The organism is Micromonospora sp. DT178 (assembly GCF_049841695.1).
Taxonomy (GTDB): Bacteria; Actinomycetota; Actinomycetes; order Mycobacteriales; family Micromonosporaceae; genus Micromonospora.
Genome location: NZ_JBNCKV010000030.1, coordinates 16,851 through 31,392, shown reverse-complemented (window position 1 = coordinate 31,392; position 14,542 = coordinate 16,851). Strand labels below are relative to the sequence as shown.

15 protein-coding genes and 3 pseudogenes are annotated in these 14,542 nt (G+C 68.7%); 12 read left to right on the top strand and 6 right to left on the bottom strand.

Annotated features, from left to right (window positions below):
- Nucleotides 1–198 precede the first annotated feature (198 nt).
- From ACLQ22_RS31315 to ACLQ22_RS31300, 4 genes are all read left to right on the top strand, one after another.
- Nucleotides 199–1,500, top strand: coding sequence for an ABC transporter substrate-binding protein (locus tag ACLQ22_RS31315; RefSeq protein ID WP_425695484.1), 1,302 nt, complete (start codon nucleotides 199–201; stop codon nucleotides 1,498–1,500).
- Between the two features lie 194 nt (nucleotides 1,501–1,694).
- On the top strand, nucleotides 1,695–2,951 hold the full coding sequence (locus ACLQ22_RS31310) for an ABC transporter permease subunit (RefSeq protein ID WP_425695483.1): 1,257 nt from the start codon (nucleotides 1,695–1,697) through the stop codon (nucleotides 2,949–2,951).
- Nucleotides 2,951–3,871 carry a carbohydrate ABC transporter permease gene (locus tag ACLQ22_RS31305; RefSeq protein WP_425695482.1) on the top strand — a complete coding sequence of 307 codons (921 nt, stop codon included), beginning with the start codon at nucleotides 2,951–2,953 and terminating at the stop codon, nucleotides 3,869–3,871. The genes ACLQ22_RS31310 and ACLQ22_RS31305 overlap by 1 nt, the downstream gene beginning before the upstream one ends.
- Nucleotides 3,872–4,144: 273 nt before the next feature.
- A complete protein-coding gene (locus ACLQ22_RS31300) occupies nucleotides 4,145–4,396 on the top strand; it encodes a hypothetical protein (protein ID WP_425695481.1) in 252 nt (83 codons plus the stop codon).
- Nucleotides 4,397–4,706: 310 nt separating this feature from the next.
- Here ACLQ22_RS31300 and pepE read toward each other — a convergent pair whose 3' ends face one another.
- Both pepE and ACLQ22_RS31290 read right to left on the bottom strand, forming a co-directional pair.
- Nucleotides 4,707–5,444, bottom strand: a complete 738-nt coding sequence (pepE, locus tag ACLQ22_RS31295; RefSeq protein WP_425695480.1) for a dipeptidase PepE — start codon at nucleotides 5,442–5,444, stop codon at nucleotides 4,707–4,709.
- A 43-nt stretch (nucleotides 5,445–5,487) separates the two neighbouring features.
- Entirely contained in the window at nucleotides 5,488–6,078 is a 591-nt protein-coding gene (locus ACLQ22_RS31290) for an IclR family transcriptional regulator (protein ID WP_425695489.1), read from the bottom strand.
- Nucleotides 6,079–6,171: 93 nt separating this feature from the next.
- Between ACLQ22_RS31290 and ACLQ22_RS31285 the strand changes: the two are divergent.
- Nucleotides 6,172–6,279, top strand: a pseudogene (locus ACLQ22_RS31285) (hypothetical protein); the annotation flags it as partial.
- A gap of 10 nt (nucleotides 6,280–6,289) precedes the next feature.
- A pseudogene (locus ACLQ22_RS31280) lies at nucleotides 6,290–6,451 on the top strand (AroM family protein); the annotation flags it as partial.
- 86 nt (nucleotides 6,452–6,537) lie between these two features.
- Here the strand turns inward: ACLQ22_RS31280 and ACLQ22_RS31275 are convergent.
- Nucleotides 6,538–8,241, bottom strand: coding sequence for a tetratricopeptide repeat protein (locus tag ACLQ22_RS31275; protein WP_425695479.1), 1,704 nt, complete (start codon nucleotides 8,239–8,241; stop codon nucleotides 6,538–6,540).
- 254 nt (nucleotides 8,242–8,495) lie between these two features.
- On the opposite strand from ACLQ22_RS31275, the gene ACLQ22_RS31270 reads away from it, so the two are divergent.
- The 6 genes from ACLQ22_RS31270 to ACLQ22_RS31245 all read left to right on the top strand — a co-directional run bounded on the left by ACLQ22_RS31270 (nucleotide 8,496) and on the right by ACLQ22_RS31245 (nucleotide 11,833).
- Entirely contained in the window at nucleotides 8,496–8,720 is a 225-nt protein-coding gene (locus tag ACLQ22_RS31270) for a hypothetical protein (protein ID WP_425695478.1), read from the top strand.
- A complete protein-coding gene (locus ACLQ22_RS31265) occupies nucleotides 8,720–9,118 on the top strand; it encodes a transposase family protein (protein WP_425695488.1) in 399 nt (132 codons plus the stop codon). The genes ACLQ22_RS31270 and ACLQ22_RS31265 overlap by 1 nt, the downstream gene beginning before the upstream one ends.
- Nucleotides 9,119–9,400: 282 nt before the next feature.
- Nucleotides 9,401–10,009 carry a hypothetical protein gene (locus ACLQ22_RS31260; protein ID WP_425695477.1) on the top strand — a complete coding sequence of 203 codons (609 nt, stop codon included), beginning with the start codon at nucleotides 9,401–9,403 and terminating at the stop codon, nucleotides 10,007–10,009.
- Nucleotides 10,010–10,297: 288 nt separating this feature from the next.
- Complete coding sequence (locus ACLQ22_RS31255; RefSeq protein WP_425695476.1) at nucleotides 10,298–10,468, top strand: hypothetical protein; 171 nt, start codon at nucleotides 10,298–10,300, stop codon at nucleotides 10,466–10,468.
- Nucleotides 10,469–10,757: 289 nt separating this feature from the next.
- Nucleotides 10,758–11,351 carry a hypothetical protein gene (locus tag ACLQ22_RS31250; protein WP_425695475.1) on the top strand — a complete coding sequence of 198 codons (594 nt, stop codon included), beginning with the start codon at nucleotides 10,758–10,760 and terminating at the stop codon, nucleotides 11,349–11,351.
- Between the two features lie 122 nt (nucleotides 11,352–11,473).
- On the top strand, nucleotides 11,474–11,833 hold the full coding sequence (locus ACLQ22_RS31245) for a transposase (RefSeq protein ID WP_425695474.1): 360 nt from the start codon (nucleotides 11,474–11,476) through the stop codon (nucleotides 11,831–11,833).
- A 176-nt stretch (nucleotides 11,834–12,009) separates the two neighbouring features.
- On the opposite strand, the pseudogene ACLQ22_RS31240 reads toward ACLQ22_RS31245, so the two are convergent.
- From ACLQ22_RS31240 to ACLQ22_RS31230, 3 genes and pseudogenes are all read right to left on the bottom strand, one after another.
- Nucleotides 12,010–12,877 (bottom strand): annotated as a pseudogene (locus ACLQ22_RS31240) (aldo/keto reductase).
- A 373-nt stretch (nucleotides 12,878–13,250) separates the two neighbouring features.
- The gene (locus ACLQ22_RS31235; protein WP_425695473.1) at nucleotides 13,251–13,421 is read right to left on the bottom strand and encodes a hypothetical protein; all 171 of its coding nucleotides are present in this window, start codon (nucleotides 13,419–13,421) and stop codon (nucleotides 13,251–13,253) included.
- Between the two features lie 56 nt (nucleotides 13,422–13,477).
- Nucleotides 13,478–14,497, bottom strand: a complete 1,020-nt coding sequence (locus tag ACLQ22_RS31230) for a CapA family protein (RefSeq protein WP_425695472.1) — start codon at nucleotides 14,495–14,497, stop codon at nucleotides 13,478–13,480.
- Nucleotides 14,498–14,542 lie beyond the last annotated feature (45 nt).

The following is a 14,542-nucleotide window of genomic DNA, read 5'->3' as shown; positions in this document are numbered from 1 at the left end:
ATGCGATCGATAAGCGCCGACCCGATGGGAACGGATAAGGGCGGTCAACCGCCAATCCGAAACCCGGTTCGGCGTCCGTCGACCGTCGACCGCGGTTGAGCTGCCACTCAACCGCGGTCGACTCCGAACGCAGAGCGGGCGGCGGGTCGTCGCCGCTCCGGTCCAGTCCCGTTCCGCAGGCCAGATTCAGGAGGATCCATGGTACGACGATGGGTGCCGCTCGCCGTAGCGGCGACGGTCCTCGCCACCGCCGCAGGGTGCGGTGGCGATGCCGGCCCGGCGTCCGGCTCGCCGGACGCGAACCTTGCCGGCAAGACGGTCGAGGTGGCCGCCACTTGGTCCGGTGCCGAGCAGGCGAACTTCCAGGCAGTGCTGGATGCCTTCGCCGCGAAGACCGGCGCGACGGTGAAGTACACCTCCGGTGGCAACGATCTTCCGGTGCTGCTCAACAGCCGGATCGCTGGGGGTTCGCCACCGGATGTCGCGTTGATCTCGCAGCCCGGGGTGGTGGCCGAGTTCGTCAAACGGGGCGCGATCAAGCCGCTGACCGGTGACGCGGCCGCCGCGATCAAGGCCAACTACAGCTCTGCCTGGCAGGAGCTGGGCACCGTGAACGGGCAGCTCTACGGCGTCTACTTCAAGGTGGCCAACAAGTCGGTGATCTGGTACCGGGTCGACAGCTTTACCGACGCAGGGGTGCAGCCGCCAAAGACCTGGGACGAGCTCAAGACGGTCTCCGCCGCGCTCGCCGACTCCGGGGTGACGCCCATGGTGGCCGCCGGTGGCGACGGGTGGGTGCTGACCGACTGGTTCGAGAACACCTATCTCCGGGTCGCCGGCCCGGAGATGTACGACAAGCTGGCCAAGCACGAGATCCCCTGGACCGATCCCAGCGTGGTCAAGACGCTGGCCCTGCTGGCCGACTACTGGCGTACGCCGCGCTTCCTGGCCGGCAACCCGACGCAGACCGCCTTCACGCAGGCGATCGCCGACGTGTTCGGCAAGTCGCCGAAGGGAGCGATGCTGTTCGAGGGTGACTTCGTCGCCTCAGAGATCAACAAGCTGGGTGAGTTGAAGGTCGGCGAGTCCGCGAAGTTCTTCAACTGGCCGTCGGTCGACGGCTCGAAGCCGGCGGTGGTGACGGCGGGCGACCAGGCGGTCGCCTTCAAGGACACGCCGGAGGCGAACGCACTGATGGCCTTCCTCGCCTCGCCCGAGGCGGCGAAGATCATGGCGGCCAAGGGCGGGTTCATCTCGGCGAACTCGGGACTGGACGTCGCGACGTACGCGGACGACACCACCCGGGAACTCGCCGAAGCGGTGGTGAAGGCCGAATCGCTGCGCTTCGACCTGTCGGACCTCACGCCGCAGACGTTCGGCGGTGGGACCAGCGCCCACCTGTGGGTGCTGCTGCAGGACTTCCTCGCCAAGCCGATCGCCCCGGAGGCGTTGGCCCAGCAGCTCGAGGCCGCCGCGAAGAAGGACTTCGGAGGCAACTGATGACGATCACGCCCGACCCGGCCCAGGGCATCCGTCCGTCCCCTGCCCGAACAACGATCGGCCGGGCGAGCGTGGCCGATGGCCCCGGCGGCTTACGGCACGCCGCCGGTGGCCCGGGCCACCGGGACGCCCCCGGCGGCCCAGGGACCGCCGCCGGGACCGCGGCACGCCGACGGTCGCGGGAGACCCGCCTGATGGTCGCGCTCTTCCTCGGCCCCGCCCTGGTGCTGCTGCTGGTGCTGGTCTGCTATCCCATCGTCTACACGCTGTGGCTCAGCTTTCGCAGCGGTGACGGATCGAGGTTCGTCGGCCTCGACAACTACGTCACCATGTTCACCTCGCCGAACACCCGGCGAGCCATTTTGAACAACCTCGTCTGGGTGATCGTGGCGCCTGCCGTGGCCACCACCCTTGGGCTGATCTTCGCGGTGTTGACCGAGCGGCTGCGCCGGTCGGCCGTGCTCAAGGCAGTCCTGTTCATGCCGATGGCCATCTCGTTCCTGGCCGCCGGCGTCACCTTCCGGCTGGTCTACGACGAGAACCCGGACCGCGGCGTGCTCAACGCGGTCGCCGTGTCGGTGCACGACGCCTTTGAGTCCCCGTCGCGTTACCACGGCGTGGATGCCCGGGAGCAGGGCGAGCTGGTGCCGATGAACGGCGGCTTCGAGTCCAAGAGGCCGGCGAACCCGGGTGAACCAGTCCACCTGGCCCTCGTGGGTCTGCCGCCGGACCGGATCCCGACCGACGCCAAGCCGGCCACGGCACCCACCGGCGGCCCCGGACTGCAGGGGGTGGTGTGGCTCGACTTCACCCGCGGCGGCGGCGGTCAGGCGGGGACCGTCGACCCCGGCGAGGTGGGGTTGCCCCAGATGACCGTCGAGGCGGTGGCCGACGGGGGCAGGGTGGTCGCCACCACCCGGACCGACGCCACCGGGCGGTTCGCGTTCTCCGAACTCACCTCCGGCCCATACGTCATCCGGCTGCCCGCCGACAACTTCACCGAGCCGTTCAACGGCGTCACCTGGCTCGGGCCTTCCCTCGTCACTCCCGCCGTCATCGGGGCGTACATCTGGATCTGGGCCGGCTTCGCCATGGTGCTGGTGTCGGCCGGGCTGGCCGCCCTGCCCCGGGAGGCACTAGAAGCGGCCCGGATGGACGGCGCGAGCGAGTGGCAGACCTTCCGGCACGTGACCGTGCCGCTGGTCCGGCCGGTGCTCGTCGTGGTGCTGGTGACCCTGACCATCAACGTCCTGAAGATCTTCGACCTCGTCTACGTGCTCGCACCCGAGTCGTCCCAGGACGACGCGACCGTGGTGGCCCTGGAGATGTACCGGGTGTCCTTCGGCGGCGGCCTGGACTACGGGCTCGGCAGCGCCTTGGCGGTTCTGCTGTTCGCCCTGGTGCTGCCCGCGATGCTGTTCAACATTCGGCGCCTGAGGAGGGACAGCTGATGAGCCACGCCACCATCGACGCCGTACCGGAACTGATACCTGCCGGTACCGCGCGGGGCGGCCGGCCGCAGCCGGGACCGTGGACCCGGTTCATGATGCGGTTCGGCAAGGCGCTGCTGCGGCTGCTGGTGGTCCTGATCGGCGTCTTCTGGCTGCTGCCGACCTTCGGTCTGGCCGTGGCGAGCCTGCGTAGCAGCGCCGACAACAGCGCCACCGGCTGGTGGACGGTCTTCACCGCACCGGCCCAACTGACCCTCGACAACTACGCCCAGGTGCTGCAGAACGAGCGGATCGTCGAATCGCTGTGGAACACGGTGCTGATCACCGTGCCGTCGACCCTGCTCGTGGTGCTGCTCGGCGCACTCGGCGCGTACGCCCTGGCCTGGATGGACTTCCCCGGCCGGGACTGGCTGTTCGCGCTGGTCGTCTCGCTGATCGTGGTGCCTGTCCAGGTGGCGATCGTGCCGGACGCACGGATCTTCCGGGCCCTCGGCATCTACGGCGAGATCCCGGCGGTGGTTGCCTTCCACGTGGCCTTCGGGTTGCCGTTCGCGATCTTCCTGTTGCGGAACTTCTTCCTGAACATCCCGCGCGACCTGCTCGAGGCGGCCCGCATTGACGGCGCCCGGGAAATGCTCATCTTCGCCCGCGTGGTGCTGCCGATCGGCTGGCCGGCCATCGCCTCGCTGGCCATCTTCCAGTTCCTGTGGGTCTGGAACGACCTGCTGGTCGCGCTCGTCTTCGCCACCTCCGACAATGCCCCGATCACCTACGCCCTGCGGGAGCAGATGCGGTCCTTTTCGTCCAACCTCGACACGATCGGTCCTGGCGCGTTCCTGTCCATGCTCGTGCCGCTCGTGGTCTTCTTCGCCTTCCAGCGCTACTTCGTGCAGGGCGTCCTCGCCGGGTCCGGCAAGTAGCGGGAGGTGGATCATGGGGTGCGCGCCGGGCACGACGCAGGGGGCGCGCACCCCAGCACCCGGAACCCGGGACCGGAACCGGGGTGGGGCCCGACTCCGCCGATCCCACCCCGGGCACCGTCGTTCGGCGAATCCGTCGGCCGCCCGAGGCACGCCGGACGCCCGAGACGATCGGCCAGCCCCGCATCTCGTGCGTGCGACCTCGGCGGTGGTGCGCCCGGTGCCGGATCTGCCTCGCAGGCATGGCCGCCACCTACCGGAAAGGAGCCGGTGATGAGCCCGTCGGAACTGCTCAGTGCCAGGGCGGAGGCGCTCTTCGCCTCCGCGCTCCAACCGTCGGAGGATCCGACGCCCGAACAGATCCGGCAGGCGGTGCTGGACGGCGTCAGCCGGCACCGGGCGGCCGGTTGCGCGGCACTCGTCGCGCAGGAGTACGGCGACCATCCAGTCGAGGCGGTCAGTCGCATGCGCTGGGCCGTGGCCGCCGTCCGAGCGGTCTACCAGCTGGTCGGGCCGTCGGCCTGACCGTGGACGTCCGGCGTCCGCACGCATGGCTCCCGGCGTCCGTGTCGCGCCCCGACGACGTTTCGCCCTGAGCAGTAAATGAGGCGGGATCTCCGGCCGTTTACGGTCGGAACGCCGCCACGGACCTGGGCGCTTCTGGTTCTCAATGTTTCTCTTGACCACGTCCAGTGGGGCATTAGCACCACCCGCCGGTCGCGTCTGCGCGCCACGAGCCCGGAGCGCAGCAGCGTCGGTGGACGGGTCGACCCAGCCGGAGCCGGCGCGGACCTGAGGCGCGTCCGTATATCCCAGGACGTCCGACTAATCGACCTCAGCGGACGTCGAACGAACCCACCTTTTCGACGAGCCAGGTCACATCGGCGCTGCTCGTGACCTCGACCGGCTCGGATGCTCGGCAGAAGACTCGCGCGCCCGTGTCCATGCCATCGAGTCGCATCGAACCGTCTCTCACCCGCAGCCAGGTGCCCTCACGCATGGCGAGCACCGGGACGTCATTCTCCTCGAGGAACTGTGTGAGCCGCTCCTCCCGGGTTTCACCCTGGTGCGTCGAGGCCGGGTCCGGGTCGAGGTAGTGGGGGTTGATCTGGAAGGGCACGAGGCCGAAGGTCTCGAAAGACGGTGGTTGGACGATGGGCATGTCGTTCGTCGTACGCAGGCTCGGCGTCGCGACGTTGGTGCCGGCACTCGACCCGATGTAGGGCATTCCCTCGGACACCCGGGCGCGTACGACGCTGATCAGGCCGAGCTCGTGGATCGCCTTGACGAGACGGAAGGTGTTGCCGCCGCCGACGAAGATTGCCTCGGCGCCGGTGACGAGGTCGCGTGGCGTGCCCTCGTGCGCTCCTTGGACGGTGATGCCGAGTGGCTCCATGACCCGACGGACGGTGTCGGTGTAGCCGTCGTGGTCCGCCAGCGCGAAGGGGACGAACACGATGGAGCGTAGGCCGTCGAGTGCCTCAAGGATCGCCTCGCGCGCATGCTCCAGGTAGGCCCGCCCCGGAGCCGTGGAGTTGGACAGGAGCAGGAGGTTCTGGTGGCCCTGGGTCATGGTGTCTCCTCGATGTGGCCGGTCCGGCTCGTCGGCGCGGCGTTCAATGGGCTCGGACCGTCTTGGTCTGCCGGGCTACGACGGCCGAGTTCGCCCGGTTGTCGAGCAGGGCGGACAGTTGCTCCGCGGCGCCCTGTAGCGCGGGCAGGTGGTCCCGGATGTCGTCTGGACGCGCCGGATGCTTGCTCTCGCCGAGGCTGAGCGAGCCGACGGGCCGCCCTCTGAGCATGATGGGAACGGCGATCGCCCTTGTGGCGTAGTCGTATTCGCCTTCTGAGTAGGCGTAGCCCCGCGCAACGGTCTCGACGATGAGTCGTTCGAGTTCGTGCTCGTCGACCTTCGTCAGCCCGGTGAACGTTGCGAAGACACGACCGGAGATGAGGGCGCGTCGTTCGTTGCTGTCGAGGAAGGCGAAGTAGCCGCGGGAGGTGGCTCCCGCGTTGGCCGGGTACAGCTCGCCGACGAGCGGATGACTGCGCAGCGGTTCACCGCCGTTGACGGCCGCGACGCAGCGGACGTGGAGCCCGTCCGGGACGGCGAAGATGGCGGTGCGGTCGGTCTGGAAGGCGAGCGGTTCGAGCACCCGCTGGGCTAGGGCAGCCAGCCCTCCCGTGCGCTCCCAGACGGCGGCCATCCGCCACATCGTTGGCCCGAGGCTGTAGCGCCGGGTCACCGGATCGGCGTTGAGGAAGCCGCGTGCCGACTTGTCCGAGAAGGAGGTGGCGTGATGCACGTAGCGGCTGAGGGCGCGGCTCGCCGCGTGAGGCCGACGCTCGGTCTCGTCACGATCGGCCAGGCACCCCGCGCCGACCTCATCCCCGACGTCGAGGCTGCCCTCTCCGGCGTTGACTGGGTTGAACACGGCGCGCTGGACCTCCTCGACGCGGAAAGGCATCGCCCGGCTCGAACCACGCGGCGGAGAGCGCACTCTTGTTTCCCGGCTGCGGGACGGTTCGCGCGTCCGCCTCGGCGCGACGAGCATCGCCCCGGCGCTTGACGACGCCCTCCGACGTTGCGTAGCAGATAACTGCGGGGCCGTCCTCGTGCTGTGCACCGGCCGTGTCGAGCACGGTCCGGCGTCGGTGGCCGGCGGTCACCGGGGCATGGCGCGACGGCAGCGGGCCAGTTCCGCGCGTAGGTCGCGGCGCAGCGACCGGTCCACATCGGGTTGGGTGAGCGCGTGGGTGAAGTCGCGGGCGGCTTCTTCCCACCGTCCCAGCCGCATCAGCGCCGTGCCGCGGTTGTAGTGGGGGACAGGTGCCGCCGACAGCGCGACCGCCTGGTCTAGGTCGGCCAGGGCGGCGGGCACGTCACCGCGTTCGAACCGGATCGCGGCACGGTTCGTCCACGCCTCGACCAGCTCCGGATCACCGGCCAGCGCCTGGCTGAACAGGCGGTCGGCTTCGGCGAGGCTGCCGCGCTCCGAGCGGATCAGCCCGAGGGTGCACAGCAGCGCGGGCTCCTGCGGGGCCAGCGCCAGCCCGGCCCGCGCGTCCGTGTCGGCCTGATCGAACGCGTTGCGTCGGACGTGCAGGTTGACCAGGGCGATCCGGGCGTCGAGGTGCCGGGGGTCGATTGTCAGCGCGCGCTCCAGGTCGTCACGCGCCCGCTCGGCACGGCCCCGCTCCTGTTGGAGCATGGCCCGGTTGTAGTACGCCTCCGGCAGGTGTGGTCCCAGGCGGACCGCGGTGTCGTAGTCCCTGATCGCGGCCCGTGGCCGCCCCGCCGCCCGGTGCAGGGCGGCCCGGTCCACGTAGTACTCGCAGTTGTCGGGGTCGTGGGTGATCACGGTGTCGAGGTCCGTCAGGGCCTGCGCCGGATCGCCCAGGGCGAGATGCACCTGCGCCCGGTTGTGGCGTAGCCGGGCCAGGTCCTGCGGGCGCTCGCCGGGGGCGAGCACCGCGGCCAGCCGGGCCAGCCCGTCGTCGATCAGCCGTAGCGCGGAGGCGGGATCGCCCTCCCTGCTGTCCAGCAGGGCCAGGCCCTGCTCGTAGAAGACGGTGGACAGCACCCGCTGCCGCAGGTCGTCCAGCCCGGCGGCGAGGTGGAGCGCCTTCTCCAGCCAGTGCCGTGCCTGCGCCGGGTCCTGGGCGGTGGCCGGCAGGTGCCGGGCGTACAGCATGGCGGTGGCGTACGCGGCCGACATGGCGATCTTGGGGTTGTCGGTGGCGGCGCGGGCTTCGTGGTAGAGGTCGAGGGCTTCGGTGGCGCGGTCCAGCGCCGCCAGGGCGGTGGCCAGGCCGGTGGTGAACGCCCACCAGTGCCGCAGATCGCCGTCCGGAGTCACCGCGGCGCGCCCGCGGCGGGCGGATCGGGCCGCGTGGTGGTAGAAGCCGCGGGCCAGGCTGTCGCCCAGGGCCGTGCGCATCGCCTCCGGCGTCGGGGCGGCCGTTGCCGCCTGGCGGGGGCCGCTGTCGTGCAGGTCGAGACTCACGGGGGACGGGCCGAGTCGGCGCGTCAGCGCGTCCAGTAGCTCGCGGGTGGTTTCGTCGGCGCTTCCGACGTTCGTGAACCGCACCGTGACCGGGCGGCGGAGCCGGTCTGCCCAGGCCGCCACGAACTCGGCCGCACCGTAGGCCAGGTAGGCGGTGCGTCGGGCGGGATGGAACCGGATCGGCTCCTCCTCGGCGGCCGGTCGGGCCGTGCCGTCCAGGCGGGGAGCGATGGCGTTCAGCTCGATCCTGTGGCGGGACGCCAGGCGGGGGCGGTCGGCGGCGATCCGACCGAGGAAGGCCGCGACTCCGGCGTACGGTCCGTGGTCGCGGTGGCAGTCGTAGCCGCCCGGCTCGTCGGTCATGGCCGGGCCGATCGCCGCAGGGGCGGGCGCCCGGGAGCGCCCGCCGTGTCGGCTGTTACCAGCACCACTCGATCCAGAGCCGGCGGGCACCGGACAGCAGGCGCAGCGAACTCTTGCGACGGACGGTCATCTTCTTCATGAGACGCCTCCATTTTGGATCACTCTAGGACGGATCAGAGCCTAATCGAGATCCTTGGAAATATGAAGATGACTCGCGACGGTGGCGTCTGCGGCGAGCAGCCGAATTCCGAAAGATGTGGGCATCACACGACATCGGCATCAGGCACGGCGGAGTCAAACGCCTGCAACACCCTGTCGTCGGCTTACTGGAGTTGACCTGTCAGCCCTTCGCGCTGCCGACACCATTGCCGAGGTGCGGCCGCTGCTGGCCGAGCGGGGGTGCCGGGTGCGCGACGGAGTCAGGCTGCGCACTCTCGCCGACGTGGTGGCGTACCTGGGTCACCACCCGCGGGCCTTGATGGACGCCACCGAGGTGCGGGTCCGCCGACCGGTCGAGGGCCAGGCGGGTAGGGACATGTTTGTATCCGGCAAAGCCCGGCTGAACACGATGAAGGCCCTGGTGATCTGCGATCCGGCTGGTCGGCTGTTGTTCTGCGGCGCGACTCGGCCGGGCTCGATGCACGACCTCACCCAGGCGCGGACCGCCGGCCTTGTCGACCTCCTGCTCCACGCGCCGCTCGGGGTCCAGGTCCTCGCCGACGCCCATCACGGGCAAGTCGTACACCACTCCGGTGGACGCAACCGAACGTCTCCTTGGGAGCAGGATGGGTGCAGGAGTGGCGATCAGTGCTGGCGGCGAGCGGTTTGGGAAGAGGTCTCTGCTTTGGTTGCGGGAAGGGGTGCTGGCCAGGGGTGATGGCCAGGGGTGATGGAGGCCGTGACCTTCCCTCAAAGCCGGAAGTGCGAATCGATACATCGAACCCCGCGGACACCACCCATCAACAGGCTCTCGCCTGCTGATCGGCTGATGTTCCCCGGGCAGCCACCTCTTATCGGAGTTTTGGCCCTGGCGTTCGTGCGCGCACCTCGGCCCTGATCCGCGTCAACCCGGTCGAGAATCTCGACGGGCATCGATAGTTTCTCTAGCATGGCTATTCCGCGACGAAAGCTGTGACCCCACGGCCATCAGGAGACTGTCATGTTCAGGCGTACCCTCGCGACGCTCGCTGCGGCCCTTCTCGGCCTGTCTGCTCTGACGGCTCCCGCCGAGGCGGCCCCGGCAGCGGAGCCTGCCGCCCTCGCTGTCGGGTCCACACTGTCCGCACCTACCGGTTGCACCACCTCGATCGAATGGGTCGTCGAGGGAAACAGCTACTACCAGGGCCGCGGCAAGGTGACCTGCTCGACCGGGCGCTACAAGGTAAAGATCCAGTGCCGCAACGCTCAGACTGGCGTGGGCTACGTCGTCTACGGCACCGAGGTCGTCAACGCCCCGAGTACCGCCACCACCACGTGCTACAGCGGGAACGTCGCGGAAAAGGTGTACGCCGTGCAGGATCCGCCGGGCACCGGTGTCACCGGCTGCGCACCGTGGATGGAGTGGGTCCACGAGGGCAGTAGCCACTACTACGGTCGGGGCAGGGTCCAGTGTGACACCGGTAGCTACCGGGTGAAGATCCAGTGCCGCAACCTCCAGACCGGCGTAACTTACGTTGTTTACGGTGCCCACACGGTTTCCGCCCCGAACATCGCCACCACCACCTGCTACAGCGGGAACGTCGCCGAGGTCGTGGTGGCCGCGCCTTAGAGGGCGTCTGATTCACGTAGTTTGCGGCTGATGCGCGTTTAGGTGTCTCGCCAGGCTGGGGTGGTTTCGTGGGTGACTCGTTTCGCGAGGTTGTCGATCATCGCGATGCGGATCATGCTGGCGCAAATCGTGGCGGTAGCCGCAATCGGCCACCTTACTGCCGGGGCGTTCGGTTGAACGAATCCAGCCAAGCAAGACCAGACAAGATCAAAACGCCCAGTGAGGCCTATGGCCGCTGTTGGGTGGCGTTCGTGGCCGCGGTCCATCCCGAATGACGACAATGAGTTGGTGGATAGGTTACTGACGGCGCCCACCGGGCTGCCGCCGCTTCTTGTTTTGGCCCTGGTGCTTCTGCTGCCGGCCCTGGAGTCCTCGACCCCGATCGGGCTGGTCGTACCCGGCGAGACAGCGATCTTGATCGGCGGACTGGTAGCCCACGACGGCGAGTTGCCGCTCTGAGCGGTGGCCGCCACCGGGGCGCTCGGGGCCTGCCTGGGAGACCAGATCGGCTACACACTGGGCCGAAGTCGGTGCTCAGCTCCTCGGCGAACACCACGGTGTGGGGCAGCCAGGAGTGACAATCGCCCGAGGTTGCGGATGCGGACGGAGAGCCCAGAACTTGCAAGCGAGGGGCCGCAGCTTCGGGGTTTCGCCCGTTCCCGAGACTCCCCCTCCAGCGCTAACCCGCGATGTCGATCTCCCTCGCGGGAGGGAGGAGTCGGTTGCAGGATTCGTGTTGAGTGGCGGCATGACTCCCACGGCTTTCGCCAGCGATCGTCCCCTAGCCCCTGCACGGCCCGGCACCGGTGTCGTCGTCATAGCTCGTCTGATGGCCCTTTGCTGCATCGGGTTCGCGGTCGTCAACGTCGTCTTCGAGATGACCGACCGCTTCGCCGACGGCCCCTATGCCGAGTACGCTCCCGCGATCGCCGTGATGAACTGGCTTGTCGTCGGGCTGAAGGCGGTGGGAGCGGCTGTGGCACTGTTGTCGGTCGTCGAACGCCCGAGGGTTCTTTCTCCGGCACTTCTGGGCGTGTTGTTGTGGGGAGCGTTTGCGATGCTGGGCGTGTACGCCGTCGGCAGCGTGGCGCAAGCGGTCGGCATGGTCTCGGGCCTGGCGGGTACCGCCGACCAGATCGATATTGCCGGAGTCGGTTACGTGCTCTTCTTCCTGGTGCTTGCAATTGGTTACGGCGCCCTGACGATCTCTTACTCGCGGCGCTTCGGGCTTCGGAAAGGCGTCGCCGTCCTCGGCGTGCTCGGGGCACCCGTGGTGCTGGGCGTGATCTTGCTGGCCATCCCAACTCTGCTGGCCGCCTTCGGCCTCATGCCTAAGCCCTGACTCCCCGCCGCCAACCAGGGGCGGGGTCGCCTCGAACACGAAACCCCTTAGAGGGCATCTGATCCGTGTCGTGGCTGATACATGTTCGGCCGTGGTGGTGGGGTTGGTTCGTTGATCGCGGCGTGGGCGTGCAGCGGCGTGGTTATCGGTCGGACTTGTCGGATGAGCGGTGGGCGTTGATCGAGTCGGTCCTGACCGCGTGGCGGGCAGCGCGGGTGGGTTTGGGGATCAGCCGGCCGGTGCATGATCTCCGGGAGATCGTCAACGCGATCCTGTATGTGGCCAGGACGGGGATCGCGTGGGAGTACCTGCCGCATGACTTTCCGCCGGCGAAGACGGTGTACGACTACTACGCCAAGTGGGAAGCAGACGGGACCACGCAGCGGATCCACGATCTGCTGCGGGAACGGGTTCGCACGGCCCGGGGCCGCAACGCGAGCCCATCAGCGGTGGTCCTGGACTCGCAGAGCCGGCGGGTTTGATCAGTTTCATGCGTCATGCGGGAGTCGGCTCGGGCGATTGCCGGGTCTCCCAGCACTTGGGTGGTCAGCCAGCGTTCGCTGGCTCAGTTCGCTTCGGCTGTTGCTTGAGAGTCGCGCGCTTCCCAGTTCCGGTAACGATGGTGACGACGATGCTGGAGTCGGTGCCCCGTCCTCAGTCAGCTGAGGTTGCTCAGTTGCGTGACTTCGTCGTCGGTCAGCGAGATGCCGGCTGCGGCGATGTTGTCCTCCAGATGGGTGACGCGAGAGGTGCCGGGAGTCGGCAGCAGCACGGGCGAGCGGTGCAGCAGCCATACCAGCGCGAGTTGCGCTGCAGACGCGCTGTGCCGCTTGGCCGCTTCGGCCAGTACACCGCCGGGCTTGGCCAGTTCGCCGGTCGCGAGCGGGAACCACGGGATGAAGGCGATGCCTTCCTTCTCGCAGTGCTCGAGGACTGCTTCGGACGAGCGTTCGGTGAGGTTGTAGAGGTTCTGCACCGAGACGATCGGTACCTGCTTCTGCGCCTGGACCAGCTCGTCGACCGTCACCTGGGACAGGCCGACACGGCGGATCTTGCCTTCGTCGCGCAACTGGGCGAGCGTGCCGAACTGCTCGTCCGCGGGCACCTTGGGGTCGATGCGGTGCAGCTGGTAGAGGTCGATGCGGTCGAGCTTGAGACGGCTGAGGCTGGCATCCACGGCCTGCCGCAGGTATTCGGGACGGCCGTTCTCCACCCACTGGCCCGCTCCCGGCCGGGTCTGGCCGCCCTTGGTCGCGATCAAGAGATCTGCCGGGTAGGGGTGCAGAGCTTCGGCGATCAGATTCTCGCTGACGTTGGGACCGTAGGCGTCAGCGGTGTCGATGAGTGTGACGCCCAGGTCGACGGCCCGGCGCAGTACGCGGATGGCCTCGTCGCGGTCGGCGGGCTCACCAGATGCCTTCGCCGGTCAGCTGCATGGCGCCGTAGCCGAGCCGGTACACCGGCAGGTCGCCGCCGATGGTGAAGGTTCCGCTGGCGTGCGCGGGACGATCGTTCGGGTTGCTCATGGTGTCTCCTGTCAGTGATGCAGGTCCGCCGCCGGTTGCCATAGTTCCCATGGTGGGTGGCGGCATGATGTGGTGCTGTGCAACCAGGTAACCGGTTCCGCGATCGTTCCTGGTTAGGGGTGTACTGGGAGTGCATCGCTACTGCCGTTGGCCGGGGCTACGGTCGTAGGCGTGGACAACCGTGAGCAGGTGCGCGAGTTCCTCATCTCGCGGCGTGCCAAGATCACCCCGGAACGGGCCGGCCTGCCGGTGGGCACCCGGCTCTCTGGCCCGACCGCAGGAAGGCTCCAGGTGCGTGACCGACCACAGCGGACGCTTGCAAGGCCCGCGGAGGCGAGGACCACGTCGGCGTACGGCTGGTGCCGTCGTACGGTCAGTGCTGGACCTGAGCGTCGCTTGTCTCGCCCGTAGACCGGGCGGGAGTGCTCTCGGCGGTGCCGCCGTCGTGGTGGTCGGCGTAAAAGAGCGCCTCGGTGAGCAGGCGCTGCACGTGGACGTCGGCGGCGGAGTAGTAGACGAAGGTCCCCTCGCGCCAACCGCGCACCAGCCCGGCGAGACGCAGTTTCGCAAGGTGCTGACTGACCGCGGCCGGCCAGCTCTCTATTGGTGCGGCATCCGTAGCCCGGCGGAGGAGGCACCCTGCAGGTCGACGTATCCGTTGATCCGCCGTGCGATCGCGGCGTAACGCTTTCGTTGAAGGGCGGGCACCAGTGGGTCACTCATGGCGGCGGTCAGGTCGACGACGCGAGCCCTCGGTCGGTACTCCATCCAGGTTGGCAGCACGGTCACGCCGGTGACCTCCCATTGACCGGACGGGGTGCGGGTGAAGGTGAACTCCGGCACCACCGCGTCCTGGGTGTTCTCCGCCGAGCCGTCGCCGAACCGGGTCGTCAGGTTGCCCATGCCGTAGGCGACCCACTTCGCGCCGATCTTCTCGAAGGGCTGCACCACGTGCGTATGGTGGCCGACGATCAGGTCGATGTCGGGCGAGGACAGCAGCCGGCTCGCGAGGTCGACCTGATCGGCGTTTGGTTGGTTCTGGTACTCCGTGCCCCAGTGCATCGACAGGATGACGATCTGTGCGCCGGCAACGCGGGCCCGCCGTGCTTCGGCGAGGATGGCGTCCGCGTCGATTAGGTTGGCCGCCCATGGTCGTTCCGGTGGCAGTGGGATGTCGTTAAAGCTCAAGGTGTACGACAGTTGTCCGATCTTCACGCCGTCCACGTCTATGACGTTCGGGCGTTGGTGCTCCGCCTCGGTGCGGGCCGTGCCGGTGTGCCGCAGGCCCACCCGGTCGAGGTTGTCGAGAGTACGGGCGATGCCCTCGACCCCGGTGTCCAGAGAGTGGTTGGAGGCGGTGGAACAGGTGTCGAAGCCTGCCCAGGCGGCGGCGTCGGCGAGTGCGGGGGGCACGCTGAAGTTCGGCCAGCCGGTGAACGGACCGGTGGGCTCGGCCAGGGGCGTCTCCATGTGACAGATGGCCAGGTCGGCGGCGCTCACGCGGGCGCGGACCGCGGCGAGCACCTGGGTGAAGTCGTGCCCGTCACGTCCTGCTCGGCGTGCGTCGGCGGCTGCCTGCTCGGTGAGCGCGGGGTGTACGAGCAGGTCACCGGCTGCCACCACGGTGAGTGTGGTTCGGGGGCTGGGGCTGGTGGCGGGGGAGGA

Excerpts from the sequence above, each read along its gene's own strand:
- ACLQ22_RS31315 (WP_425695484.1), top strand. The coding sequence starts at position 199 with ATGGTACGACGATGGGTGCCGCTCGCCGTAGCGGCGACGGTCCTCGCC.
- ACLQ22_RS31310 (WP_425695483.1), top strand. The coding sequence starts at position 1,695 with ATGGTCGCGCTCTTCCTCGGCCCCGCCCTGGTGCTGCTGCTGGTGCTG.
- ACLQ22_RS31305 (WP_425695482.1), top strand. The coding sequence starts at position 2,951 with ATGAGCCACGCCACCATCGACGCCGTACCGGAACTGATACCTGCCGGT.
- ACLQ22_RS31300 (WP_425695481.1), top strand. The coding sequence starts at position 4,145 with ATGAGCCCGTCGGAACTGCTCAGTGCCAGGGCGGAGGCGCTCTTCGCC.
- pepE (WP_425695480.1), bottom strand. The coding sequence starts at position 5,444 with ATGACCCAGGGCCACCAGAACCTCCTGCTCCTGTCCAACTCCACGGCT.
- ACLQ22_RS31290 (WP_425695489.1), bottom strand. The coding sequence starts at position 6,078 with ATGGCCGCCGTCTGGGAGCGCACGGGAGGGCTGGCTGCCCTAGCCCAG.
- ACLQ22_RS31275 (WP_425695479.1), bottom strand. The coding sequence starts at position 8,241 with ATGACCGACGAGCCGGGCGGCTACGACTGCCACCGCGACCACGGACCG.
- ACLQ22_RS31270 (WP_425695478.1), top strand. The coding sequence starts at position 8,496 with ATGTGGGCATCACACGACATCGGCATCAGGCACGGCGGAGTCAAACGC.
- ACLQ22_RS31265 (WP_425695488.1), top strand. The coding sequence starts at position 8,720 with ATGGACGCCACCGAGGTGCGGGTCCGCCGACCGGTCGAGGGCCAGGCG.
- ACLQ22_RS31260 (WP_425695477.1), top strand. The coding sequence starts at position 9,401 with ATGTTCAGGCGTACCCTCGCGACGCTCGCTGCGGCCCTTCTCGGCCTG.
- ACLQ22_RS31250 (WP_425695475.1), top strand. The coding sequence starts at position 10,758 with ATGACTCCCACGGCTTTCGCCAGCGATCGTCCCCTAGCCCCTGCACGG.